This is a genomic window from Pseudovibrio exalbescens DSM 16456, from assembly GCF_000422785.1.
Taxonomy (GTDB): Bacteria; Pseudomonadota; Alphaproteobacteria; order Rhizobiales; family Stappiaceae; genus Pseudovibrio; species Pseudovibrio exalbescens.
Genome location: NZ_AUGS01000002.1, coordinates 411200 through 434461, shown reverse-complemented (window position 1 = coordinate 434461; position 23262 = coordinate 411200). Strand labels below are relative to the sequence as shown.

Annotated in this window: 21 protein-coding genes; 10 read left to right on the top strand and 11 right to left on the bottom strand. The window is 54.2% G+C overall.

Features of this window, described 5'->3' with window-relative positions; genetic code table 11:
- Positions 1-13: 13 nt before the first annotated feature.
- A complete protein-coding gene (locus G512_RS0104535) occupies positions 14-964 on the bottom strand; it encodes an MBL fold metallo-hydrolase (protein WP_028480687.1) in 951 nt (316 codons plus the stop codon).
- A gap of 16 nt (positions 965-980) precedes the next feature.
- On the bottom strand, positions 981-2252 hold the full coding sequence (fahA, locus tag G512_RS0104530) for a fumarylacetoacetase (RefSeq protein WP_028480686.1): 1272 nt from the start codon (positions 2250-2252) through the stop codon (positions 981-983).
- Positions 2253-2573: 321 nt separating this feature from the next.
- On the opposite strand from fahA, the gene G512_RS19975 reads away from it, so the two are divergent.
- From G512_RS19975 to G512_RS0104515, 3 genes are all read left to right on the top strand, one after another.
- Positions 2574-3035 (top strand): MarR family winged helix-turn-helix transcriptional regulator, encoded by a 462-nt coding sequence (locus G512_RS19975; RefSeq protein WP_051268888.1) that lies wholly within the window; start codon positions 2574-2576, stop codon positions 3033-3035.
- Positions 3036-3064: 29 nt separating this feature from the next.
- Positions 3065-3715, top strand: coding sequence for a maleylacetoacetate isomerase (maiA, locus tag G512_RS0104520; protein ID WP_028480685.1), 651 nt, complete (start codon positions 3065-3067; stop codon positions 3713-3715).
- Between the two features lie 212 nt (positions 3716-3927).
- Complete coding sequence (locus G512_RS0104515; RefSeq protein ID WP_073833102.1) at positions 3928-4548, top strand: DUF4339 domain-containing protein; 621 nt, start codon at positions 3928-3930, stop codon at positions 4546-4548.
- Positions 4549-4589: 41 nt separating this feature from the next.
- On the opposite strand, the gene G512_RS19970 is transcribed toward G512_RS0104515, so the two are convergent.
- Entirely contained in the window at positions 4590-5063 is a 474-nt protein-coding gene (locus G512_RS19970; RefSeq protein WP_051268887.1) for an Lrp/AsnC family transcriptional regulator, read from the bottom strand.
- A gap of 120 nt (positions 5064-5183) precedes the next feature.
- Between G512_RS19970 and rocF the strand changes: the two genes are divergently transcribed.
- The 3 genes from rocF (at position 5184) to G512_RS0104495 (ending at position 8323) form a co-directional block, all read left to right on the top strand.
- The gene (rocF, locus tag G512_RS0104505; RefSeq protein ID WP_028480683.1) at positions 5184-6104 is read left to right on the top strand and encodes an arginase; all 921 of its coding nucleotides are present in this window, start codon (positions 5184-5186) and stop codon (positions 6102-6104) included.
- Between the two features lie 31 nt (positions 6105-6135).
- Positions 6136-7185, top strand: a complete 1050-nt coding sequence (locus tag G512_RS0104500) for an ornithine cyclodeaminase (RefSeq protein WP_028480682.1) — start codon at positions 6136-6138, stop codon at positions 7183-7185.
- A gap of 166 nt (positions 7186-7351) precedes the next feature.
- Positions 7352-8323 carry a hypothetical protein gene (locus tag G512_RS0104495; protein ID WP_028480681.1) on the top strand — a complete coding sequence of 324 codons (972 nt, stop codon included), beginning with the start codon at positions 7352-7354 and terminating at the stop codon, positions 8321-8323.
- Positions 8324-8330: 7 nt separating this feature from the next.
- Here the strand turns inward: G512_RS0104495 and G512_RS19965 are convergent, their stop codons facing one another.
- The 8 genes from G512_RS19965 to ptsP all read right to left on the bottom strand — a co-directional run bounded on the left by G512_RS19965 (position 8331) and on the right by ptsP (position 18110).
- Positions 8331-9182, bottom strand: coding sequence for an ABC transporter permease (locus G512_RS19965; RefSeq protein ID WP_051268884.1), 852 nt, complete (start codon positions 9180-9182; stop codon positions 8331-8333).
- Positions 9179-10087, bottom strand: a complete 909-nt coding sequence (locus G512_RS19960) for an ABC transporter permease (RefSeq protein ID WP_051268882.1) — start codon at positions 10085-10087, stop codon at positions 9179-9181. The genes G512_RS19965 and G512_RS19960 overlap by 4 nt, the downstream gene beginning before the upstream one ends.
- Positions 10088-10140: 53 nt before the next feature.
- Positions 10141-11493: an ABC transporter substrate-binding protein gene (locus G512_RS0104480; protein ID WP_028480680.1), complete on the bottom strand. Its 1353-nt coding sequence runs from the start codon at positions 11491-11493 to the stop codon at positions 10141-10143.
- A gap of 50 nt (positions 11494-11543) precedes the next feature.
- The gene (locus tag G512_RS0104475) at positions 11544-12638 is read right to left on the bottom strand and encodes an ABC transporter ATP-binding protein (RefSeq protein ID WP_208974932.1); all 1095 of its coding nucleotides are present in this window, start codon (positions 12636-12638) and stop codon (positions 11544-11546) included.
- A gap of 155 nt (positions 12639-12793) precedes the next feature.
- Positions 12794-13567, bottom strand: a complete 774-nt coding sequence (locus G512_RS0104470; RefSeq protein WP_036488451.1) for an SDR family oxidoreductase — start codon at positions 13565-13567, stop codon at positions 12794-12796.
- 399 nt (positions 13568-13966) lie between these two features.
- A complete protein-coding gene (locus G512_RS0104465) occupies positions 13967-14449 on the bottom strand; it encodes a heme-degrading domain-containing protein (RefSeq protein ID WP_028480677.1) in 483 nt (160 codons plus the stop codon).
- 8 nt (positions 14450-14457) lie between these two features.
- Positions 14458-15489 carry an oxidoreductase gene (locus tag G512_RS0104460; RefSeq protein WP_028480676.1) on the bottom strand — a complete coding sequence of 344 codons (1032 nt, stop codon included), beginning with the start codon at positions 15487-15489 and terminating at the stop codon, positions 14458-14460.
- A 113-nt stretch (positions 15490-15602) separates the two neighbouring features.
- Positions 15603-18110: a phosphoenolpyruvate--protein phosphotransferase gene (ptsP, locus tag G512_RS0104455; RefSeq protein ID WP_028480675.1), complete on the bottom strand. Its 2508-nt coding sequence runs from the start codon at positions 18108-18110 to the stop codon at positions 15603-15605.
- A gap of 452 nt (positions 18111-18562) precedes the next feature.
- Between ptsP and G512_RS0104450 the strand changes: the two genes are divergently transcribed.
- From G512_RS0104450 to G512_RS0104435, 4 genes are all read left to right on the top strand, one after another.
- Positions 18563-19633: a PTS fructose transporter subunit EIIC gene (locus G512_RS0104450; protein ID WP_028480674.1), complete on the top strand. Its 1071-nt coding sequence runs from the start codon at positions 18563-18565 to the stop codon at positions 19631-19633.
- A gap of 48 nt (positions 19634-19681) precedes the next feature.
- Positions 19682-20002, top strand: a complete 321-nt coding sequence (locus G512_RS0104445) for a PTS fructose-like transporter subunit IIB (RefSeq protein ID WP_028480673.1) — start codon at positions 19682-19684, stop codon at positions 20000-20002.
- A 91-nt stretch (positions 20003-20093) separates the two neighbouring features.
- Positions 20094-22394, top strand: a complete 2301-nt coding sequence (locus G512_RS0104440; RefSeq protein ID WP_028480672.1) for a formate C-acetyltransferase — start codon at positions 20094-20096, stop codon at positions 22392-22394.
- The gene (locus G512_RS0104435) at positions 22360-23262 is read left to right on the top strand and encodes a [formate-C-acetyltransferase]-activating enzyme (protein WP_028480671.1); all 903 of its coding nucleotides are present in this window, start codon (positions 22360-22362) and stop codon (positions 23260-23262) included. The genes G512_RS0104440 and G512_RS0104435 overlap by 35 nt, the downstream gene beginning before the upstream one ends.

Sequence of the window (23262 nt, the reverse complement as noted above, 5' to 3'; positions counted from 1 at the left end):
AGCATTCAAAGTGTTATCCCTGAAGCTGTGCCCACATTTCGCGGTCACGTTCTGCGGTCCAGATCCGCGGAGTATCGATGCCGCGCGCTTCGTCAAAGGCGCGAGCCACATTGAACGGCAGACAATGCTCGTAAATGGCGTAGTCCTTGAACTTGGGATCGCATTCGGCACGGCAGGCATCCCATGCTTCTTTCAGGGATCCCCCACGAGCGACCACGCGTTCAATCGGACGGTAAGTGCTCTCGACAAAGTCACGGGTGTTCTCGATGGCGGCGTTCACCATCGTGTCGCCGACCAATGCGTCACCACGACCTGGCGCAATGGCATCCGGGTTGAAGGCCTTGATTGCATCCAGCGTGTTTCCCCAATCCTTGAAGTGCCCATCACCGCAATAGCAAGCGGAGTGGTATTCAACGATATCACCGGTGAACATCACGCCGGCATCGGGCACCCAAGCCACAATATCGCCAGCAGTATGGGCCCGCCCCAGATGCATGAGCTCCACACGTCGCTTGCCCATGTTGACGGTCATGCGATCCTTGAACGTCATGGTGGGCCAAGTGAGGCCCGGAATGCTGTCCGCAGCTTCGAACAGACGCGGGAAGCGGCCATATTCAGAGTCCCAGTCTTCCTGACCACGCTCATAGATCATGGCCTGACATTTTTCTGAGGCGATGATTTCAGAGGCATTGTAAGCGGACGCACCCAACACACGCACAGCATGATAGTGGCTGAGCGTGACGTATTTGATGGGTTTGTCGGTAACCTCTCGCACCTTCTCGATGACGAGGTTCGCCATGACAGGCGTTGCTTGTGCGTCCATCACCATGACGCTGTCGTCGCCGATGATAACACCGGTATTCGGGTCGCCTTCTGCAGTGAACGCGTAAAGGTCCGGGCCGATCTCCGTAAAGGAGATGGTCTTTTTTTCCATGTCGCCGGTTGATGCAAATGCTTTGGTCATTTGGTCTCCCTCCCCCTTAGCGAGGGTCGAAATCAGGTGAAGGCTTAATGGTGCCAACGCATTCGCCGAAGCCAATGCGATATCCATCGCCCTGCGCCCAACCTGTTAGAGTGAGTGTGTCGCCATCTTCAATGAACCGCCGGGTTTCACCGGTTTCCAGTTCAAGCGGCTCCTTGCCGCCCCAAGTCAGTTCAAGTAGCGAGCCGTATTCTGTCTTCTCAGGCCCAGAAACAGTGCCTGAGCCGAGCAAGTCACCCGTGCTCATCTTGCAGCCACTCACCGCATGGTGAGCCAACTGCTGAGCTGCGGAGTAGTACATGTTGTTGTAATTCGTCTTGGCGATGCGGGTTGGCTTGTCCGCCCCTTCCGGCTGCATCAGGACTTCCAGCTCAATATTGTAGAGCATCGGACCCGGTTCACGCAGATAAGGCAGCAGCTCTTTTTCACGGGGCGGAGTTGAAGTGCGGAACGGTTCCAAGGCTGCCTTGGTGACAACCCAAGGACTGATGGAGGTTGCAAATGCCTTGGCCTGGAAAGGCCCAAGCGGCTGGTATTCCCAAGCCTGAATGTCGCGCGCGGACCAATCGTTCAACAAGACATAGCCGAAGATCATGCCATCAGCTTCCTGCACCGAGATGGGACGACCCATCTCACTCGGCAGACCCACGACAGCCCCCATTTCCAACTCGATGTCGAGACGCTCACAGGCACCGAAGCGCGGCATCTCGTCGGTTGGCGCTTTTTTCTGGCCAAGCGGACGGGCGATGTCCGTACCACTAACGACCACGGTGGACGCACGGCCATTGTACCCGATCGGGATATGAAGCCAGTTTGGCGGCAGCGCGTTTTCCGGACCGCGGAACATGGTGCCCACGTTGAACGCATGCTGGCGCCCCGCATAAAAATCGGTGTACTCAGCGACGTGAAACGGCAGATGCATGGTCGCGCGAGATTGAAGCACCATTGCCTTGTCGCGCAGTGCAGCATTTTCCTTCAGTGCCGGATCACCGTCAGCCTTGAACAGAGCGACAAGCCTGTCGCGGACCTGATCCCATGCGGGCTTGCCCAACGCCATGAACTCATTCAGGGCGGGCTGGTTGAACACATGCTCGGACCCACCTGCAGACACCAGACCGGCCTCTTCGAGCTCAGAAAGGTCGATGACAAATTCACCCAGAGCCACCCCGCAACGAGGCGCGTGACCGTCAACGGAGAAAACACCGTAAGGAAGGTTTTGAATCGGGAAATGACTGTCGCTTTGATTGGCGCTTTCAACCCAGCTTTTCATCAAAAAACTCGCTTCTGGTTTGGGCGGACAACCTACGGATTGCCCCTGAAAGGACTAGTGCGTATCATGATAGTTACAGATGAAACTTTGTCAATCTAGACTCACGCTGTGAGATATTAGCCTATTGTCTACAACACCGTATTCAGCGCCTTTAGTGCCTGAAAACGCTAGGAAACCCTCAATATCCGTCAATTTTTTCAATAATCGCTCAAATTGACTTTTAGTTTCATATGTTACTATTATGGCTCAAGACTGCGGCGGGATGCCGCAAGTTTCATCTGCGCAATCCGTTGAGAAGCGCCCAGCAGGATCTACCGAGGAATGCACGACTTCGACCTTCGTGACTTTTTTCCCTACCGTGTCCGCGTGTTTGCCACCGCGGTAAGTGCCGCCGTGACGCGCGTCTACACTGAACGGCACGGGCTGGCGGTGTCGGAATGGCGGACCATGGCCATTTTGGGCAGCAATCGCGCCCTGTCCGCCAAGGAGATCGTCGAAAAATCCAGCATGGACAAGGTCAACGTGTCTCGCGCGGTTCAATCTCTTCGCAAGAAAGGGCTGCTGAAGCGCGACATCGACGGAGATGACAGGCGGCGTGCCGTGCTTCGACTGACAGAAGAAGGAAATCGCGTTTTTCAGGACTTGGTGCCGCTGGTTCGGGATGTGGAACAGCAGCTGATCTCTGATCTGAGCGATGACGAACTGCGCGTTCTGGAAAAACTCATGGCGCGGGTCAAACACAAAGCGGAAGAAACGTTGAAAATGGCCGAACATAGCGGTTGAGGGCAGCCTTGTTCGGTGGGGAGGGAATTATGCCTGAGATTAAACTCTATGATTACTGGCGCTCTTCAGCGAGCTACCGGGTGCGAATTGCCTTGCACCTGAAAGGGCTAGCCTTTGAATGCGAAGAAGTAAACCTGCTTGAGCGCGGCCAGCAAGCCCCGGCATACACAGAGATGAACCCGCAGGGGCTTGTGCCGACACTGGAAATTGACGGCATACGGCTCACGCAGTCGCTGGCCATCATAGAGTATCTGAATGACCTTTACCCGAATCCGCCCTTGCTCCCGCAGGATCCTCTTGAACGGGCGCGTGTTCGTCAGTTGTCACAAGTGATCGCGATGGACATCCACCCGATCTGCAATCTCAACGTAGTACAGAGCATCGTCGATCTGGCTGGCGGCAATGAAGCCATCAAACCACGATGGATGCGCGAGAAAATCCGTGACGGCCTTGTGGCCTTTGAAGGGCTGCTGGCGCAGTTCGGCAGTGACGGTGAGGTGTGCTTCGGATCCGCCATTTCGCTGGCCGACATATGCCTGATGCCCCAGATCTACAATGCGGATCGTTGGGGGGCTGATCGCAGCGATTTGCGCAACATCAACCGGATTGCCGAGTTCCTCAGTGAGCAAGATGCCTTTCGCGCAGCTTATCCGAGCAACGAACCCCGCGAAAAAACTTGAGGTATACATCACAGTTGCTCTTGATCCTCTGCATGGGAGTTGTAAAAAGTGCGGGTTTGCGGCACACTCCGACCTGCTGCTTTCTACAAAAATAAACCAAGTAAAATCTTGGTATCGGTGCATCGTCAGTAGACTGTCAAACAGGCGATAGGGTCGCCAAGACTTACTGATGATAAAGGAGGACGGTGACCTTGAACGCAAGGACGCCCCCTGTGAGTAACAGCGATCTACCGAGTCAGGGTAAGCCCGTTCGTTGGTTCTACAAGGAAGACGGGGAAAATGTCGGGCCAATTGACGAGCCTGAATTTCTGGAGCTTATCACGTCCGGCCAATTGAGCCGGTCAACTCGTGTGTGGTCTCGTGAGCTCGGGCCTGTATGGCGACGGGTATATGAAGTCGAACGCCTCATGACGCTTCTGCAGGAAGCCGATGAGGCGGCAAAGGCAGAAGCGGAATCAAACCGGCCCCCGCGGCAGGTAGCGCCTTCGCTTGCCTGGTTGATGGCTTTTTCGCCAATCATCAGCGCGCTGTTTGCGCTGTTGCTGGGTGCCATCATTCCGGCGGCTGCGGATGATTTTCGCATTTACCTGCTGCCGGCCTATTTCCTGATGGCCTACCCCGTCTTGAGCGCCTGCTTCCATCGCATTGACAGCAAGGCGTTGAAGGCAATTTATGAGGACAGCGTTAAATTCGGTCTGCCGTTATTCATCATCTTTCCGCCCGCCTACTTCATTGCGCGTAAGCGGCTGGCCGCCAATCAACACCTGTTGTTGCCTTTGCTTTCGGTGGCCATGTATCCAACGCCCTTCTTCATTTACTGGATGGCCTTTTAGTCCGCTTTTCAAAGCGGGCCAGAACGCCATCCGGCCCCCTTCTATCCATCGGCCTCTCGAAAGCCATCAAAGCGCAATGAGGATGCTTTCAACCCGCTGCGCTTTGTCGACAGAAGCAGGTTCGTTTCACTGGACGCCACGCCATCAATCAAACGGATGTCGGCCAGCACTTCATCGAGCTGGGTGAGGGTTTCGGTGCCAATCTCCAATATCAGGTCCCAATTGCCGTTGGTTGTATGGACTGCAGACACCTCCGGCATCCTGTTGAGGCGAGCGATAATCTTCTCCGCTCCCTTGCCCTCAATCTTCACCAGCATGATACCGCGAACCGGTTGATCATGAACATCGGTGCGCAGAACGGCCGTAAAGCCAAGAATCTCACCGCTTTCCTGAAGCTTGTCCAGCCGGGAGCGCACAGTGGCTCGGGCAAGATCCAGTTCCACTGCCATATCGGAAACACTCGCACGCCCATTTCTACGTAGTAACGCGATCAGCTGCCTGTCTATCTTATCCATATCGCTCAAGAGACCTTATCGTTTTGAGAGGTGTAGCCGACACTTTGAGCACTATGGTCTCTTTTTATCGCCACGGGAAGCCGCATAATACCCATCATAGGCATTATGCAGAGGAAGAAGATGGCGAAACCAATTCTGCTCTATGGCGCTCCAGTTCAGGAAGGGTCTCGCGTAAGAGGCTGCCTGATGGGACCGGATGCGTATCGCACGGCCAACCTTGCGCAGATGTTGGAAACGCTTGGCTACGAGGTGGAAGACCACGGCAACCTAAGCATTGAGGAGCAAAAGCCGCTTTCCCACCCAAACACACAACTTCATCATTTGGCAGAATATGGTGCGTGGACGCGGGTTCTCTGCGAAGCCGCGCATACGGCCTTGGCAATCGGCGGCTTGCCGATCTTTCTTGGCGGCGATCACAGCATGGCAGCTGGAACAATTTCCGGCATTGCTCAGCAAGCCGCTGACGCCCGGCAAGAGCAATTCGTACTCTGGCTGGATGCGCATCCGGACTTTCATAGTCTGGAAAGCAGTGAAACGGGCAATTTGCACGGCACACCTACAGCCTATTTTACCGGCCATGCCAGTTTCACGCCGTACCTGCCCGCGCTCAAGGCCCCCATCAAGCCGGGGAATTTGTGCATGATGGGACTTCGCTCAGTGGATCCGGCAGAAAGAACAGCATTGGCTGAAGCCGGCGTGGTGGCCCACGACATGCGCAGCATTGATGAACATGGGATCATAGCTCCGTTGCGCACCTTCCTTGACCGTGTGAAGGAGGCCAACGGCCGGCTTCATCTCAGCTTTGATGTGGACTTTCTTGATCCCGGGATAGCACCCGCAGTGGGCACGACCGTACCGGGAGGAGCCACCTTCCGTGAAGCTCATCTCATCATGGAAATGCTGCATGACAGCAACCTTGTCACCTCGATCGATCTGGTCGAGTTGAACCCGTTTCTTGATGAGCGGGGCAAGACTGCTCGGCTCATGGTCGATCTGGTGGGAAGCCTGTTTGGGAAGAGAATTCTGGATCGCCCCACCTGAGGTGCGGTCATCCTACGAAAGGGACACGTAAATGGTAAAATTCGTCAGCGTCGACAACATCCTGGAAATTGTACGCGATCAGGGTATCGAAGAGTTTCTGCAAGGCCTCGCCTCCTACGTGGAGGAGGATTTCAAACGCTGGGAACTGTTCGACAAGATCCCGCGGGTTGCCAGTCACTCCAAAGTAGGTGTGATCGAGCTGATGCCAACCAGTGATGGAGAGCACTACACCTTCAAATATGTAAATGGTCATCCCAAGAACACCAAGGAAGGGCTCCAGACCGTTACCGCGTTCGGTTTGCTGGCGGATGTTTATACCGGCTACCCGCTGATGCTATCGGAAATGACGGTGCTCACTGCACTGCGCACCGCAGCCACATCAGCCGTTGCTGCCAAGGTCCTTGCGCGTCCAGGTTCGAAAAGCATGGCCATGATTGGCAATGGCGCGCAGTCGGAATTTCAGGCAATCGCGTTCAAGGAACTGCTGGGCATTACCGATCTGCGTCTTTATGACATCGACCCGAAAGCAACTGAAAAGCTGATGCGCAATCTGAATGGACGTGGATTCAACCTGACGGCCTGTACCAGCGGGGAAGAAGCCGTCGCCGGCGTTGACATCATAACAACGGTTACCGCCGACAAACAAAACGCAACCATCTTGACCGACAACATGGTTGGGAGTGGGCTGCATATCAACGCGATTGGCGGTGATTGTCCCGGTAAGACAGAGCTGCACAAAGACGTATTGCTTCGATCAAAGATTTTCGTCGAGTATCCGCCGCAAACACGCATTGAAGGGGAAATTCAGCAGCTGGACGATGACTACCCAGTGAATGAACTCTGGCAAGTGATCCGAGGCGAGGCCAAGGGCCGAGATGACGATCGCCAGATCACCCTGTTCGATTCTGTCGGATTTGCCACAGAAGACTTCTCAGCCTTGCGCTACCTGCACGACCGGGCGGTCGCAACCGGGCTCTATGATACCCTGGACATGGTAGCTGATCCGACTGATCCACGAGACCTGTTCGGCCTGCTGACCAAGCCGGTGGGGCCCAAACTGGCCGTGGAAAACGGCATTTGACCCCACCTCCAAATCGGGCGCGCTGTGTCCCTTGGCGCGCCTCGAGCCTTTAGCTGGCCTCATCTCTGGCGGGCCAATTTCGCAAGCCTGACTATCTTGCACTCCAGTTTTTGCTTCAGTACACCTAGGTCTCCTTCCATCAGCCCCACGCGCAGGGATGCCTTTCATGCAAACCGTTCTTATCGCTGCTCTCAAATTAGGCAAGGACGCCATTTCGCTCTTCATCGATATGGTCAAGGTCATGGTGCCTATCATGATCCTTGTGCGCATTGGCATTGAGTTTGGCGCCGTGGAGCATCTGGCTGCCATTTTAAGTCCCGTCATGAGCGTGGCGGGGCTGCCTGCCGAGACAGGAATTGTTTTTGCCACCGGATTGCTGGTGAACAACTACGGCGCATTGGCAGCGATGATGGGTTTGTTGCCCGGCATGGAAATGACTGTCGCTCAAGTCACCGTGCTTCTGTCCATGGTGTTGATTGCGCATGCGCTGCCACTGGAGCAAGGCATCTCCCGCAAAGCCGGCGTGAGTTTTGTGTTTTCAGCCGGTTTGCGCCTAGTCGTGGCCATGGCGTATGGTGTGATCCTTAACCTTATTTACGCTGCGGGTAACTGGCTGCAACAACCGCTCGACCTGAGCTGGCTTCCCGTCGTACCCCAGGCTGATGAGACATGGCTTGAATGGGCATGGTCCAGCGCCTCCCTGCTCTTTTCACTGTTCTGGATCATTTTGGCGTTGATCGTGTTTTTGAAACTGTTGGAAATCACCGGCATTACAGGCTGGCTGACGCGCTTGTTTGCGCCGCTCCTCGGCCTTATGGGGATCAGCCCCAAAGCGACCAACATCACCATGATCGGCGTATTGCTAGGCCTTTCATATGGCGGCGGACTGATCATTCGTGAAGCGCAAGCAGGTAATTTAAGCCCACGCGACGTGGTGCTTTCCGTCAGCTTCATGGGGCTTTGCCACGGCTTGATTGAAGATCCGTTGGTCATGATGGCCTTCGGTGGACACTATTCCGGGGTGCTGATCGGGCGGTTTGTCTTTACTGTCATCGCAATGATCCTGATCAGCCGAGTGATGCTGATGCTACCGGAAGACCGGTTCAAGCGGATTTTCTATCGCCCAGCGCGCGCCTGACACGCTGCTAGGTGTCACCAATGCCCAACGCAAAAGCCTCCTCCCGGATCAGCCGATCCGAGAGGACCAGCAGGATCAAACCCGGTATGGACGCTATCAACGCGATCCCTGCCGCCGTGGCGCCCATGGCCCCGCCCGAGATTTGCGAAAACAGCAAGGTCGGCAGCGTGACAATCTTACCTTGACCAATAAAAAACGTTAGCAAAAACAAATTGGTAGAAACCAGAAAAGTAAACAACGCACCCGCCAGAACCCCAGGCAGCAAAAGGGGCAGCGTTATCCTGGTAAGCACCTGCCATTCGTTGGCGCCAAGAACGCGACCACAATCTTCATAGCCCGCATCCAGCCCTTGATACACGGAGGTCAGCATACGTAGCATGTAGGGTACAGTAGGGATGAGGTGCACAGCGATCACACCGGGATACGTGCCGGAAATCCCAAGACCGATGAAGATCATTAAAAGTGCGATTCCAATAGCCGCTTCCGGCACCAACAGCGGCAACGAGAACACAAACTCCAAGCGCCTTTTTCCTCGGAAATGCCCGCGCGCCAATACCCGTGCGGCTGGCAAACAAATGATGAGGCACACCACCATAACTGCAACACCAATTCCCACGGTGTTGATTGTGGCTTCCAACACCTGAGAGGTGGGTGAAAGAACATAGTCCCACGCCAAAGGGAACGGCGAAATCTGGCGTTGTTCGAACCACCAAACCGATGGCATCAAATCCGGCCAAGCCCAACGAAATGCAAAGCTTTGGATCAATAGAGGGGCGAACGGCCCAACCGTGAAAGCCAGCACGGCGAGAACGAAAAGCCTCTGCCCTACAGATAGACGACGCAGGCCCTGAGTTGTCATGGAGCTTTTCCTCGCACCCGCTCGAACCGTCGAACTATCGCGAGATAGCCTACCAGAATGCTACCAGACACCAAGATCAGAGAGACAATGACTGCCATTCCCTGAAGCTGGTAGGTATAATTTGCATCATTGAAATACCGCCAAGCCAGCACGGGCAACGTCTCCGGATGCCCGCCGCCCAGTATGAACGGGGCCTCAAACGCCCCCACGTTGAACGCAAAGCAAATGAGCGAGGCTGAGACAACGCCCGGCATGAGTTGCGGCAGAGTGATCCGCCAGAACACCTGAACCTGGCTCGCTCCCAAAATACGCGCGGCTTCTCGTGTGCCCTGACCGATTCCCATGAGCACAGCCAACAAGGCCAAGGTCATGAACGGCACCTGCTTCCACACATAGACGGCAATAACACCCCAACCCCAATGTGTTTGAAGCACGCGTGGAAACTCGCCAGGATCGGTAATCAGTCCCAGACCGGCAGCCAAGCGCGATAGGATGCCCCCATTTCCCAGCATGAGAAGCGCGAGGGCAATGCCCACCGTGTAGGGTATCATCAAGGGTAGCCGCGTCAGCGCCAACAGTGTTTTCGAGCCGCGAAATCTGCGTTCAAACGTCAACGCCAACGGTACCGAGATCACCAGACCGACTACCGTTGAAGCAAGGCCATAATACAGCGTCAACCAAAGAGAACGCCAAAAGTCCGGTTCTGACCAAAGAGCTAAAAAGTAGTTGGGATTGGGAAACTCGTTGATACCGAACCAGGGGGCAAAGCCCAAGCTTTGCAGCAAAGCCAACGCAAGTGCGCCGCCAAACAGACCGACCACCACCAACAATGCCGGAGCCAGTTGAATGAGCTGCCACAGACCAAAGGTTGTCCGAGTTTTGGAATAGCGATGCGATGTGGTCATCTGCCTCACACGGGATGGGCGAGCAATCGGGCTCGCCCAAATGGGTTACTCATTCAATTCAGACCTGCAACAACATCAGCCACTACTTGCTTGATTGGTTTGTTCGAACCACGCTCAATCACTTCAAGCCACGTGCCTTCGATCACATCAACAAGACTGGCGTTAGTATCTGGCGCGATGTTGGCATCCAGTTCTGCCTGTGTGACACCGTAGTGAGGTGGCGCAGCCTCGGTAATACGTGCCTGATCAGCCGCCGAAAGGGTCCACATGTCAACACCTGCCGGCATGCCAGCCTGAGCCATCATGGAGGCCTGCGCTTCCACCGAGGAGAAGTAGTTGATCGCGACCAAGGCCGCGGCCGGGTTCGGGCTGTTGAGCGGAACTGCCAAATAATTCTTGTTCTTGATCATGTTGCCCTTCGGAAAGATCATTTCCTCTGCCCTTTCGGGATAGGTGCCCGTGATCAGCCCAGTGTGCACACCATAAAGCCCAAACTTGCAGTTGAAATGCACCTCTGAGTTCAAGAACAGATTATCCAGCTCGGAAGAGCTTTCCGGATAGCGCGGATTTCCTTGTGGCCCGCCCAGCAGCAACGGATCAAGCTCCTTGAGATACTCGAAACCCGGTGTAATGAGAGTGGCGAGGCGCTCTACCCCGAGGTCTTCAAGAGAGTTTTGGAAGGGATCAGCCCCGGAGCCCTCAGGGTTGTGGGCATACAGAACGGATTGCACAAACGTGTTGCCGAGATAATGCGGAGGCTTCACGTAGGTGAATTTGCCCGGGTTCTGCTCCAAATAGGCTTTCAAGTCCGCAAAGGTGGCGGGTGTTTCCGATTGCGTTACGTGGGCACGATTCACTGCACAGACATACTGTTCTCCCGACCACGGCATCTCCATGGCCTCGGTTGGCGTGCCGAAATCGCGAAGGTTGAGAAGTGAGCGTGGATCCGTTTCATCCCATTCGAAATTTGCAGAGTTCGGCAGCTTATGGGCAAATGAGCCCCACAGCGCGCCTTGCTGTTTTAGTGTGAAGAAGTTCTCGCCATTCACCCACACCATGTCGACGGACCCTTCACCCGAGCCCTTCCCGGATGCGATTTCCGCGATGATGACATCAACGGTGTCTTTTGTGGCAGAGATTCGAACAGGGTTTAGCGTCACGCCACGTTCAGCAAGAGCCGGTTTGGCGACCTGATCAATCCATAAATTGATGATGTCACTACCACCCCAGTAGTAGAAGTTGACGGTTCCCTCTTCCTGGGCTCGGCTTTCCACCTCACTCCACGCCATAGATCCGGCTAGGAACTCGTTTCGAAACTCATCATCACTCATGGCATGGGTGCTGCCAGCGCTAAGCAGCGCTGTCAAAAGTGCAGCGCTCCATCCCATCTTCTTCAGGTTTTGCATCGAATCTCCCTTCAGGATTTGCCGGAAATCAGAATGCACTCAGGCATTTCCTATTTCCTCAAAAGGCCAATGTGGTCGGGGCAAATAAGTACCGCTACAGGTTGCCCAACTTGCAAAGAGCTGGTCGAGGGTTGGTCGGCAATCAAGCATTCGGCCCCCACCTGGACGGTGCAACGCTTGACTGGCCCCAAGAACTCAATGGACGTGATGGTGCCTGAAAGCCGGTTGGCCGGTCCGTTCAAAAGCGGTTCTTTGTCCAAAGAAATGCCGATTGCTTCATATCGCACCATCGCTTTGCAGCTTCCCGCACCCACATCAGCCTTCGCTACTTGAAGCTTCCCCCATGGTGTGTCGATACAATCGGGACTCACCATAGTGGCGGGCGCTATATTCGAAGCGCCCATGAACCGGGCCACGCGCTCCGAGATCGGATGGTGATAAACATCCTCAGGCACGCCAACTTGCGCCAGATGTCCATCGAACATGACCGCTATCCGATCGGCCAGATCCATAGCCTCCGTCTGATCATGGGTGACCAGCAGTGTCGTCATGCCCATATCGCGTTGGAGTTCCTTGAGGAAAGAGCGCATTTCCATGCGCAACGAGGTATCCAGACTGGCGAATGGCTCATCAAGCAGCAGAACTTTCGGCTCAGTAACCAGCGTGCGGGCAATCGCGACGCGTTGCATCTGGCCGCCAGAGAGCTGAGAAGGAAAACGGTCTGCATAAGGGACGAGTTGAACCGCTTCCAGCATAACATGCACCCGTTCGCGGATTTCGCTCGCCCCTACCCCCCTTACGGAAAGCCCGAATGCGACGTTGTCATAAACCCGCATGTGGGGGAACAGATTGAAGCGTTGCGAGACCAGCCCGACGTTGCGCTGCTGCACTGGGAGATTTGCAACGGTATGACCATCAAAGGCGATATCGCCAGCACTGGGTGTATCGAGCCCACTGACAAGACGAAGGGTTGTGGTCTTTCCGCATCCAGAAGGTCCGAGCAATACAACGAACTCACCGCCAGCTACGTCAAGGTTCATGTGATGCACGGCGGTTTGGTCAGCATATTGTTTGGAGAGGCCCTCCAACGTAATGCGTGTACCTTGACGGATCTGATCAGTTTCGCTCGGGTGAACCTTCAACACCTGCCCATGCCCTATTCAGTACCTCACTCCATGCCCAGTCCATGATGCGGCGGAGACTAGGCACAGCGCTTGGAAGGGTACAGTAAAACCCCTGTGATAACGCGTGAAGAGCGTTGATTGTCCAACGCCCTTTGCAGATGCAAGATTGGGCACGGCTACCCGGCCAGCCCCGGCAGCCCAACAGCGACTCGCCCTTCATCGGTTTTCAAGGAAAAGTCACGTCCCACATAGTCGTCACCGCCGGGACCGATCAGGAAAGCAATCGCCTTTGCAACCCATTTGGCGGGTATATCAACCGACGGATCCATTTGACTAACCGGATTGATCCCAGAGGCCTTGATGGTCACCTGCATGTTGGTGGCAACAGTCCCGGGCGATAACCCCATTACACGAACACCCTGAGCTGCCAATTCATGGTGGCCCGACTGGGTTAGCATCAAAACGCCAGCCTTGGTTGTGCAGTACTGGCTCCATCCATCGAGGGGCATGTAGGCCGCACCAGAACTGATGTTGATGATGGTGCCGCTCCCTTGCTTGACCATGTGCGGGGCTGCGGAACGGATGGCGTAGTAAACGCCTTTCAAGTTGATATCGACCACCTTTGACCATTCGTGGGGATCGCTTTCAATCAACGGCGCGATTGGTTCAATGACGCCGGCGTTGTTCACCAGAACATCGATCTTGCCGAACGTATCAAGGCAATGCTGAACCAGCGCGGCCACTTCGTCATAATCGCTCACATCACATGGAAAGGCCGAGGCATCACCACCGGTCGCAATGATTTCCTGAGCAAGATCTCCGATAGCCTCGCTGTTTCGCGCAGCCAAAACAACCTTCGCGCCCTGTTCGGCAAGATAGCGCGCAGTAGCTGCACCAATTCCGCGGCTGGCCCCCGTAATGATGACGCACTTACCCTTGATTTCGCTCATGTCCCTCTCCGTTTTTACCACTGTTGCATCATGCCTAGCAGATTCACGCGATGTTACGTAGACGGAAAGGAGGCCAACCCAAGAACTCAGTCTGCACGAACTTCGCCCCGTTTTCGACGGTGATCAGACAACAAGAGAACTAGATTGCGTCACCACGCAAAAGAAACCATTTTTCTCGGATCCCCGAGATACGCACCACACACCCACAAAATGGCGCCCCGCGATGCGATGAAAGGCATTTTAGCTGCCAATTCCGACGGTAATAAACCAACGATGAGCAATAAATTAGATATATAGGAAATTTCCCGTCGCCATGAACTGGCTCGCATCCAGTCGTAGTGCTTGCGCCCCCTCGTACAGGCGAAGAAAAACGAGGGGACGCGGGCAGGAAGGCTCTGGCTAGTCAGCGCATGCCTTCTCGCCCTCATCGAGGAAGCTCTCAAGCACCTCCACGATGAGACGGTGATCGTCTTCCTGCGGCAAACCGGAAACCGTAATCGAGCCAACAACACCCACGCCCCGGACAGTTAAAGGAAAACCACCGCCGTGGCAGGCATAGTCTTTCGGATCCACGCCGGACCCCTCATACATGTTCTTGCCCTTGGCCTTGTAGGCGTTGGCCAGATACCAAGTGCTGTGATGATAGCGGGTTACCGAGTTTTTCTTGCGCCTGACCCACTCAAGATTGTCACCGCGCGCACCGGGCAGGACAAAGGCAAACAACGTCAGACCATTCAGTGTAATATCAATGGCAACACTTGCGCCTTCAGCTTCTGCTGCCGTTTTCAGCGCAACTCCAAGGTCCCAGGCCCGTTGGTGAGAAAACCAAGCGAACTGCAATCGGCTCTCCTGCTCGAGCAACTTCTCCAACAGCTCTGACATATCCCCCCCTAAAGGAAAACGGTTTTGTGCGCGGCGCTACTGGCATAAGCCGCTTCAACGATCTTGATTGTGGTGATTGCTTCTTGCGGCATCACGGGCACCTCGCCCCCACCACGGATAGCTGAAGCCATTTCAAGGTAAAACCGCTCATAGCAACCGCGTTCGGTTGGCACAGCAACGGCTTTCCCGCTGGCATCAGTGTAGACGCCCCATGCGCTCTCAGGGTCTTCGCCCCACCCCTCGCAGCCGGGCCCCTTCAACTCGCGAAGCAGGTCTTCTTGTTTATCCATTACATATTTGATGAAAGCACCTTCCGAGCCATAGACCTGAAAGCGCGGGCCTTCAGTCGTGCTGAGATTGTTGCCATGCAGAATGACGTCCCTTTGGTCGTAACCAAGGCAGATATGAAAGTGGTCCACAGCCTGCGCGCCGGGACGCTGGTTTCGCAAGGTTGCTGTCACGCTTTTAGGGGGCCCGAAAAAGGCCAACGCTTGATCAATAAGATGAGACCCGAGATCATACAAAATTCCGGCGCCGGGAATATTCTGCTCCCGCCACCGATCCTTCACCACAGGACGATAGCGGTTATAGCTGGAGAACAAGGTATGTACCTCGCCAAGGTGCCCTTCTGAGATCAGCTTCTGGATAGTGAGGAAATCACCGTCAAATCGGCGACTGTGATAGACACTGATCTTTTTGCCCTGCTCTTCCGCCAAGGCCGCAATCTGCTTGCCTTCTGCACTGTCGATCGTAAAGGGCTTTTCCACCACCACATGCTTGCCAGCACGCAAGGCTTTTTCGGCGAACGGGCCATGTAGTTCATTTGGGGTCGCAATGACCACCAACTCCTCATCGCCTTTTGCAAGCAGCTCATCAATGGATGGATAAACGACTGCGGACGGCAACTGAGCATGAACTTTTTCAGTATTGCTTGAGACGACGCTGGTCAACTCATACTCACCCAGCGCTTGCAAAATCGGAGCCTGAAAAGATTGTCCGGAGATGCCAAATCCGATCAGCGCCGTTTTGATTGGTGTCATGCGTCCATCCTCCTGCTCCCGGATTTGAAAAAGAGCAGCCCGGCCAAACGCCGGACTGCCAAGAAAACGAGGACCCCGTGGGAGGAGACCGAGCCCCCATCACCTTATCGCGGTCAGGCGAGTTCCAACTCGCTCTTCAGCGTGTTTTCAACCTCTGCGACAGATGCAGCATTCATGAGCTTGCTGCGGAACTCCTCTTGCATTATGCGGCGCGCCAGCTTGGAGAAAATCTTCATGTGCTGATCCCCTGCCGCATGCTTGTTCAGGGTCAACATGATGACGAACTGCGCCTCTTCATCACCCCACTGGATTGGCTTTGCCAAACGAGAAACGCTGATCGCGGACTGTTCGATATGCTCGGATTTTGTATGCGGTATAGCGAACCCGAAACCAAGGCCAGTAGAGAACACATCTTCGCGAGCCCAAAGGTCATCCGCAAGGCTGTTGGGGTAGCGGCAACGCCCCGCAAGAAAGAGGTTATCCGACAATGTCTTGATAACCTCTTCCTTGGAGCGCAGGTCGGCATCCAGCATGATGCAATCTCTGGAGACGAGAGGCGCATCAGACTGTTCCATGCGGAACTGAGCAAGAAGGTGTTCCACCTGCAAAGAGGTTCGGCAGTCCATGGCCTTGTTCAGCAAGATACGGCATTGGCGACTATCAAGCTTGGAGACACGCTCTTTGGTTGCCGGAATGCTGGGAGCGCTCATGCTGATTTCATCAAGACCGAGGCCAACGAGCAATGGCAGGACAGATCCCTTCGCACCCAGCTCACCACACAGGCCGACCCACTTGCCATGGCGGTGGACCGAAGTGACAATGTGATCAAGCGTGCGCAAAAACGCCGGATTCAGGCTGTTGTAGTGCTTAGTTACCTTGGCATTATCCCGGTCAACGGCCATCAGATACTGGGTCAGATCGTTGCTTCCGATACTGAAGAAGTCGACCTCCTCACAGCACTGGTCGATAATGAAGGCAACAGACGGAACTTCAACCATGATGCCCAGCGGGATTTTCTCGTCGAACGGGATATGCTCTTTGCGCAAATCCTGACGAATTTCCGCCAAGATATCCTTCACCCACAGGATCTCTTCAAGGGAGGAAATCATGGGGATCATGATCTTCAGCGACCCATGTGCCGAAGCACGCAAGATCGAACGCAATTGCGCCTTGAACAGGTCAATGAACTCTTCGTAGATGCGTACGGCACGATATCCGAGGAACGGATTGTTTTCTGCCGGAATCTGAAGATAGTCGACCGGCTTATCACCGCCGATGTCGATGGTGCGGATGATGATGGATTTTCCATCAGCATCCTCAATGGCCTGACAATAGATGTTGTAGAGCTCATCCTCATCCGGCTCACAGGTGCGGTCCATGTACAGCATTTCAGTGCGGAACAGGCCGATGGCTTCGGCACCGTTCCTGAACGCAGGACCGGCTTCTATGGAGTGTGCAATGTTTGCGGCAAGTTCCACTGGTTTGCCATCAGCTGTCATTCCCTTTTGATCACGAAAAGCCGCCTGTCGTTCGCGCACAGTGTCCTGAACCCGTTGTTCCTGCTCGTAGTAACGGGATACCGGCTTTGTGATCTCTGTGACCACCAGACCAAGATCACCATCCACCATGACTTCATAGCCCAAGCGATCGCCCAGTTTGGTCTCATCCACGCCAACAAGGGTCGAGATGGCGAAAGACCGCGCCAGAATGACCGTGTGTGAAGTGCTTCCACCGCGTGTCAGTATCAATCCCTTGAGAAGGCTCTTATCCAACTCCAGAAACTGACTCGGTGTCAGGTCATCTGCCAGACAGATGGTCGGACCGGTTAGAGCCAGCGAGTTGGAGAACTTGTCCTCTCCATAAATCGCCTGGAGAAGCTGAAAACATACGTCGCGAATGTCGAGCTCACGCTCACGCATATAGGCACTGGCGGAGTTTCTCAGCTGCGCGGTATAATGCTTTGCAGTTGCAATAACAGCTTCTGCAGCGCCCTTGCCCTCTGCCATCTTTGCATCAAGCGTTGCCTTGAATTCGATATCGTTCACGATGGCCAAATGCGCCTTTACCACATCCGCCTCAGTGGCCGCGGCGCTTGCAAGCTGCACCTTGAACGACCGGGAAAGAGTTTCAAATCCCGCTTCCAGCTGGTTCTTCTCTTCCTCTATAGCGGCAACGGGCGGCAGATCCGTCAAGCTATCAAAATCAACAGCCCCGACGCGCACGAGTTTGCCACGTCCAAAACCGCCACTGACAGCGCGCCCCCTGATGTGCTCCGCCTTCAGATTGGCGAAGTTGCGTGGCAAGGGCACGAACTCACCATCGTCTTCATTCGCGGTTTCCAAAGGCGCATCACAGTGTTCAAACTCAGTCTCTATGAACTGCTTGACCTTCTCAAACGCTTCATTCTCGTCCGAGCCCTCAACGGAGATGGTGCAAGTGTCTTCAAAAAGGGTATCCGTACCAATCAAGGATAGAACGCTCTTGGCGTTGCCAGTAATACCGGTGCGCTCATTGGTCCATTTTATTTCAGAAGAATAGTTGTTACACAGCGTCTCTACGTGATTAGCCGGTCTCGCATGGACACCATTCGGCAATTCACAAGTAAAGGAGAATGTTTTCATTTTGTGTCCCTCAGAATCAAAAGATAGCTCTGGGTCAAGCTGTTGATCCAACTGTAGCCGGGAACCACCGGTGTCTCTATTGGACAAAACTTCGTTTTGCTGGACATTTGTTAGAATACCACAGAGATCTTAGATACATTAGAATTACTACATACTTCAGAGCACGCAACGGAGATGAAATCTGCATCACCATAACGGCGTCATTATTTAGTAAATTATATCAATTAGTTAATAAAATATATTTCTTGTAATTGTTACTACCTACGTTATTTATCGTATTTCTCCATCCTTTATATATCTAACATTTATCCAGTAAATAGTGTTTTTGTCCTCTACTTGAGTAGCACAGAATCCAACATACTCAACTTGATTTCCAAGGGCCTCACAGAGGTCGGGACCGCTTGGAAAAGACCGATCGCTATTCGCTCATATTCTCTGGGGAGGATAATCAGATGAATGATCTACTAGTAATACTCAAGAATACCCGACAACATCTCATGACAGGCGTGTCCTACATGATCCCGTTTGTTGTGGCTGGTGGTATTCTGCTCGCAGCCTCGGTAATGCTCTATGGTGAGGGCGCTGTTCCGGCGGAAGGCACCTGGCTTCATGATCTGTTCTTCATCGGCGTTGCCGGTTTTCAGCTCATGGTGCCAATCCTGGCAGCCTATATTGGTTACTCCATTGCGGACCGGTCCGCACTGGCACCGGCAGCTATCGGCGCGTTCATTGGCGCCAACATGTACAATACTGGCTTCTTCGGCGCGATTTTCGCCGGCCTTCTGGCTGGTATCATCGTGCACTATCTCAAGAAGATCAAAGTGCCCGCGTTTGCCCGCTCAATCATGCCGATCTTCGTAATTCCAATCGTCGGTACGTTCATTACGGCCGGTGTCATGGTATGGGGTATTGGCGAACCAATCGGCATGGCCACGGCGTCTCTTACCGAGTTCCTGCGCGGTATGCAGGATTCCAGCATCGTTGTTCTTGCCATCGTGATGGGTTTGATGATCGCCTTTGATATGGGCGGGCCAGTCAACAAGGTAGCATACGCCTTTGTCATCATGTGTGTGGGTGAAGGCATCTACAACGTGGCCGGCATCAGCGCGGTGTCCGTTGCGGTTCCGTCCATCGGCATGGGCCTGGCTACCTTCATCAACAAGAAGCTCTATGAACCTTCTGAGCAAGAAGCCGGTCGCGCTTCCTTCCTTATGGGCACTGTAGGCATCACCGAAGGTGCAATTCCGTTTGCTGCTGCTGACCCTCTGCGGGTTCTGCCTTCCATCATGATTGGTACCGCTTGTGGTGCAGTAACTGCTGCGGTTCTCGGTGTTGAGTGCTTTGCAGCCTGGGGTGGCCTGATCGTGCTGCCAGTGGTTGATGGCCGCATTGGGTTCATTGTCGCCCTGACTGTTGGTGCCGTTGTCACTGCCGTACTGGTGAACGCTCTCAAGTCCATGCGCAAGGAGTCACCGACCAAGGAAGCAGCAGACGACGGCGACCTCGATATCGAGTTCGGTTGATCTGCACGGCTCCCACACAAAGCACATCAAACAAAAAAGGCGAAGATCATGACAAACGTAGTCGCAGTAACCGCATGTCCCTCCGGCGTCGCTCACACCTACATGGCTGCTGAAGCAGTCGAACAGGCCGCAAAGGCCAAGGGCTGGGCATGCAAGGTCGAAACTCAGGGCTCCATCGGCATTGAGAACGAACTGACCGCAGAAGACATTGCAGCAGCAGACGTCGTCATCCTGACAAAGGATATCGACATCAAGGGTCAAGAACGTTTTGAAGGCAAAGTGGTCGTGCGCATCGGTGTCAGCGATGCTGTCAAGCGCGCGGCTGCCGTAATGGACAAGATTGAAGCCCATCTTAACAAGGCTGCCTAATCCCAAGACGGCCTCGTGGGGAGCCACGGCTCCCCACTCCCCCACCTCTCCTTTGCCTACACCAGATTACGAAGCCATCCGGGAGCTTTAGATGAGCACTCCAAGAATTGAACGCCTCAAGGCCGCCTTGTTTGAAGCCAAACGCGAAATTTCTCTCGAACGCGCTCTTCTGTATACCGAAAGCCACAAGCAGACCGAAGGCGAACACACACTGGTTCGGCGGGCGTTGGCGACCGCTCACATTCTGGACAATGTCGAGATTTCGATCCGCCCTGATGAACTGATTGCTGGCAACAGAACAGTCAAGCCACGCGCAGGCATCATGTCCCCGGAAATGGATCCCTACTGGCTGGACAAGGAACTGGACACTTTCGAAACCCGCCCCCAGGACAAGTTCTTCATTAGCGAGGATGACAAGAAAATCTATCGTGAGCAGCTGCTACCATACTGGTCCAAGCGCTCCATGAAAGACTTCATCAATGCCCAGTTTCCCGAGGAAATTAAAGAAGCAACCCGCCACAAGATTTTCAGCGTGAACCAGACCGACAAAGGTCAGGGGCACATTATCATCGACTTCGACCGCCTTCTTGGCAATGGTCTCGGAACCCTTCTGGATGAGTTGAAAGTCCTAAGCGCGAAAAACAGCGAGAATGACTTTTACAAGGCTGTTGTCATTCTTCTGGAAGCCTCCATTCGACATATTCGCCGCTATGAAGCATTGGCGCGCAAAATGGCAGACGATTGCGACGATAAAGCCCGAGCCGAGGAATTGCTGAAAATCGCATCGATTTCCGCGAAAATCGTCACCGAAAAGCCCGAGGACTTTTACGAAGCGGTGCAGTTGTTCTGGTTCATGAACGTGATCCTGCAATACGAATCCAATGCCAGCTCCCTCTCACTGGGCCGGTTCGATCAGTATATGCTGCCGTTTTATCGAGCGTCTCTTGCCAACGGAGAAGACCCGGCGCTCCTGAAAGAGTATCTGGAAAGCCTCTGGATCAAGACCAATGATGTGGTTCTGCTGCGCTCAACCGGTAGCGCAAAATTCTTCGCAGGTTTCCCGACAGGCTACACCATTTTGTTGGGCGGTTTGACAGAGACTGGCCGCAGCGCCGTCAATGAGCTTTCGCTGTTGTGCCTTGACGCATATCAGAGCATCCGGCTGCCTCAGCCCAACCTGGGCGTACGCGTCAATGAGTTGATCGACCGTGAGTTCCTGCGCAAAACAACTGAAACAATCCGAATGGGTACCGGCATTCCGCAGATCTTCAATGACGAAGTGGTTGTGCCTGCTTTCCTCAACCGCGGTGTTTCGCTGGAAGACGCTCGCGACTACTCCGTTGTAGGCTGCGTGGAGCTTTCAATTCCAGGCAAGACCTACGGCTTGCATGACATCGCCATGTTCAATCTCCTGAAGGTGATGGAGTTGGTGCTGGACCGCAACAAGGACAACGCGGAGATAACCTTCGAGCAACTGCTCGAGGAAATCCGGCAGGACATTCGCCACTACGTCAAGTTGATGGCCGAAGGGTCCAATATCTGTGACATCGGCCATCGCGACTGGGCACCCGTGCCCCTGCTATCGTCCTTCATCAGCGACTGTATCGAAAACGGCAAGGACATTACCTATGGCGGTGCACGCTACAACTTCTCCGGGGTTCAGGGGATCGGCATTGCCAATCTGTCGGACTCCCTAGCCGCACTTAAGCAGTTCGTGTTCGAAGAAAAGCGCGCGACTTTCAAAGAATTCATCGACGTTCTGGAGAGCAACTTTGATGGCGAAAGAGGCGAGCAGATCCGCGCCCGCTTGATGAATCGCTACGACAAGTACGGCAACGACATCGACGGCGTCGATACCTATGGTGCAGATATTCTGCGGTTCTACTGCAAGGAAGTGGAGCAATACACAAACCCGCGCGGCGGAGTTTTCACCCCCGGCTCCTACACGGTTTCGGCTCACGTCCCCCTAGGTGCAGTCGTTGGCGCAACACCGGATGGTCGTTTGAAAGGCGAACAGTTGGCGGACGGCGGACTCTCGCCCATGCTGGGAAAAGACCACAAAGGCCCCACTGCTGTTCTCAAGTCCGTGAGTAAGCTGGACAACTATTTGCTGTCCAACGGCAGCCTTTTGAACGTGAAATTTACTCCATCCACCCTTGAAGGCGAACAGGGGCTAACCAAGCTTGGCGACTTTTTACGCGCATTCATGAAACTGAAACTACAGCACATTCAGTTCAACGTGCTGAACGCTGAAACCTTGCGTGACGCTCAGAAGCGTCCAGAGGACTTTGCTGGTCTCGTGGTTCGGGTTGCCGGATATAGCGCCTTTTTCGTTGAGCTATCCAAGGAAATCCAAGATGACATCATCAGAAGAACGGCCCATGAGCTGTAATCCAAACAGATGTCACGATGCTGCGGTTGAGGGAACGCCACCCCCTTCTACCGGGCGGGTATTCAATATCCAGCGCTATTCGCTCAATGATGGCGAGGGCATCCGTACTGTTGTGTTCTTCAAGGGATGTCCCTTGCGGTGCCCTTGGTGCTCCAATCCCGAGTCCCGGTCCTCAAAGCAACAGATCATTCGCCGAGAGGCCAAGTGCCGTCACTGTGCAGTTTGCTCAAATGACGTGAACGAGTGTCCCACAGGTGCCCTCGAGTTGGTCGGCACGGACATGACACTTGATGAGCTGATGGCCGAAATCGAGAGGGACGAGGTGTTCTACCGCTCTTCGGGTGGCGGGGTAACGCTATCCGGAGGTGAGGTGCTCACGCAGGCGCCCTTTGCTTTGGAGCTTTTGAAGCGACTGAAACGGCTGGGTTACAACACGGCTATAGAAACGACAGGGCACGGGAACACAACGCTCTTGTTGGAGCTTGGGCAGTTCTGTGACGAGGTTCTTTATGATTTCAAGATCATGGATTCGAAAGTCGCGAAGGATGTTGTCGGCATCAACCTACAACGCTGTCTGGATAATTTCCGACAGCTGGTCGACCAAGGCACACATGTTGTCCCGCGGATTCCATTGATTCCTGGCTACACCATGAGCTTCGAGAATATCGACGCCATTCTCGACTTCCTGAGTGCTTTTGACCTGCAGGAGGTTCATCTGCTGCCGTTCCATCAATTCGGCGCCAACAAGTATGAAATCTTCGGGATGGACTATGAGTTCAAGGATGTGCCGGTGCCAACCGACACCGAAATCGAAGCCATAAGACGCCGCGTCGAGGCACGCGGTTACACAGTAAACATTGGTGGGTGA

What these genes read in the sequence shown, in the direction of transcription:
- G512_RS0104535 (WP_028480687.1), bottom strand. Translation starts at nt 964, where the DNA reads ATGACCAAAGCATTTGCATCAACCGGCGACATGGAAAAAAAGACCATC.
- fahA (WP_028480686.1), bottom strand. Translation starts at nt 2,252, where the DNA reads ATGAAAAGCTGGGTTGAAAGCGCCAATCAAAGCGACAGTCATTTCCCG.
- G512_RS19975 (WP_051268888.1), top strand. Translation starts at nt 2,574, where the DNA reads ATGCACGACTTCGACCTTCGTGACTTTTTTCCCTACCGTGTCCGCGTG.
- maiA (WP_028480685.1), top strand. Translation starts at nt 3,065, where the DNA reads ATGCCTGAGATTAAACTCTATGATTACTGGCGCTCTTCAGCGAGCTAC.
- G512_RS19970 (WP_051268887.1), bottom strand. Translation starts at nt 5,063, where the DNA reads ATGGATAAGATAGACAGGCAGCTGATCGCGTTACTACGTAGAAATGGG.
- rocF (WP_028480683.1), top strand. Translation starts at nt 5,184, where the DNA reads ATGGCGAAACCAATTCTGCTCTATGGCGCTCCAGTTCAGGAAGGGTCT.
- G512_RS0104500 (WP_028480682.1), top strand. Translation starts at nt 6,136, where the DNA reads ATGGTAAAATTCGTCAGCGTCGACAACATCCTGGAAATTGTACGCGAT.
- G512_RS0104495 (WP_028480681.1), top strand. Translation starts at nt 7,352, where the DNA reads ATGCAAACCGTTCTTATCGCTGCTCTCAAATTAGGCAAGGACGCCATT.
- G512_RS19965 (WP_051268884.1), bottom strand. Translation starts at nt 9,182, where the DNA reads ATGACAACTCAGGGCCTGCGTCGTCTATCTGTAGGGCAGAGGCTTTTC.
- G512_RS19960 (WP_051268882.1), bottom strand. Translation starts at nt 10,087, where the DNA reads ATGACCACATCGCATCGCTATTCCAAAACTCGGACAACCTTTGGTCTG.
- G512_RS0104480 (WP_028480680.1), bottom strand. Translation starts at nt 11,493, where the DNA reads ATGCAAAACCTGAAGAAGATGGGATGGAGCGCTGCACTTTTGACAGCG.
- G512_RS0104470 (WP_036488451.1), bottom strand. Translation starts at nt 13,567, where the DNA reads ATGAGCGAAATCAAGGGTAAGTGCGTCATCATTACGGGGGCCAGCCGC.
- G512_RS0104465 (WP_028480677.1), bottom strand. Translation starts at nt 14,449, where the DNA reads ATGTCAGAGCTGTTGGAGAAGTTGCTCGAGCAGGAGAGCCGATTGCAG.
- G512_RS0104460 (WP_028480676.1), bottom strand. Translation starts at nt 15,489, where the DNA reads ATGACACCAATCAAAACGGCGCTGATCGGATTTGGCATCTCCGGACAA.
- ptsP (WP_028480675.1), bottom strand. Translation starts at nt 18,110, where the DNA reads ATGAAAACATTCTCCTTTACTTGTGAATTGCCGAATGGTGTCCATGCG.
- G512_RS0104450 (WP_028480674.1), top strand. Translation starts at nt 18,563, where the DNA reads ATGAATGATCTACTAGTAATACTCAAGAATACCCGACAACATCTCATG.
- G512_RS0104445 (WP_028480673.1), top strand. Translation starts at nt 19,682, where the DNA reads ATGACAAACGTAGTCGCAGTAACCGCATGTCCCTCCGGCGTCGCTCAC.
- G512_RS0104440 (WP_028480672.1), top strand. Translation starts at nt 20,094, where the DNA reads ATGAGCACTCCAAGAATTGAACGCCTCAAGGCCGCCTTGTTTGAAGCC.
- G512_RS0104435 (WP_028480671.1), top strand. Translation starts at nt 22,360, where the DNA reads ATGACATCATCAGAAGAACGGCCCATGAGCTGTAATCCAAACAGATGT.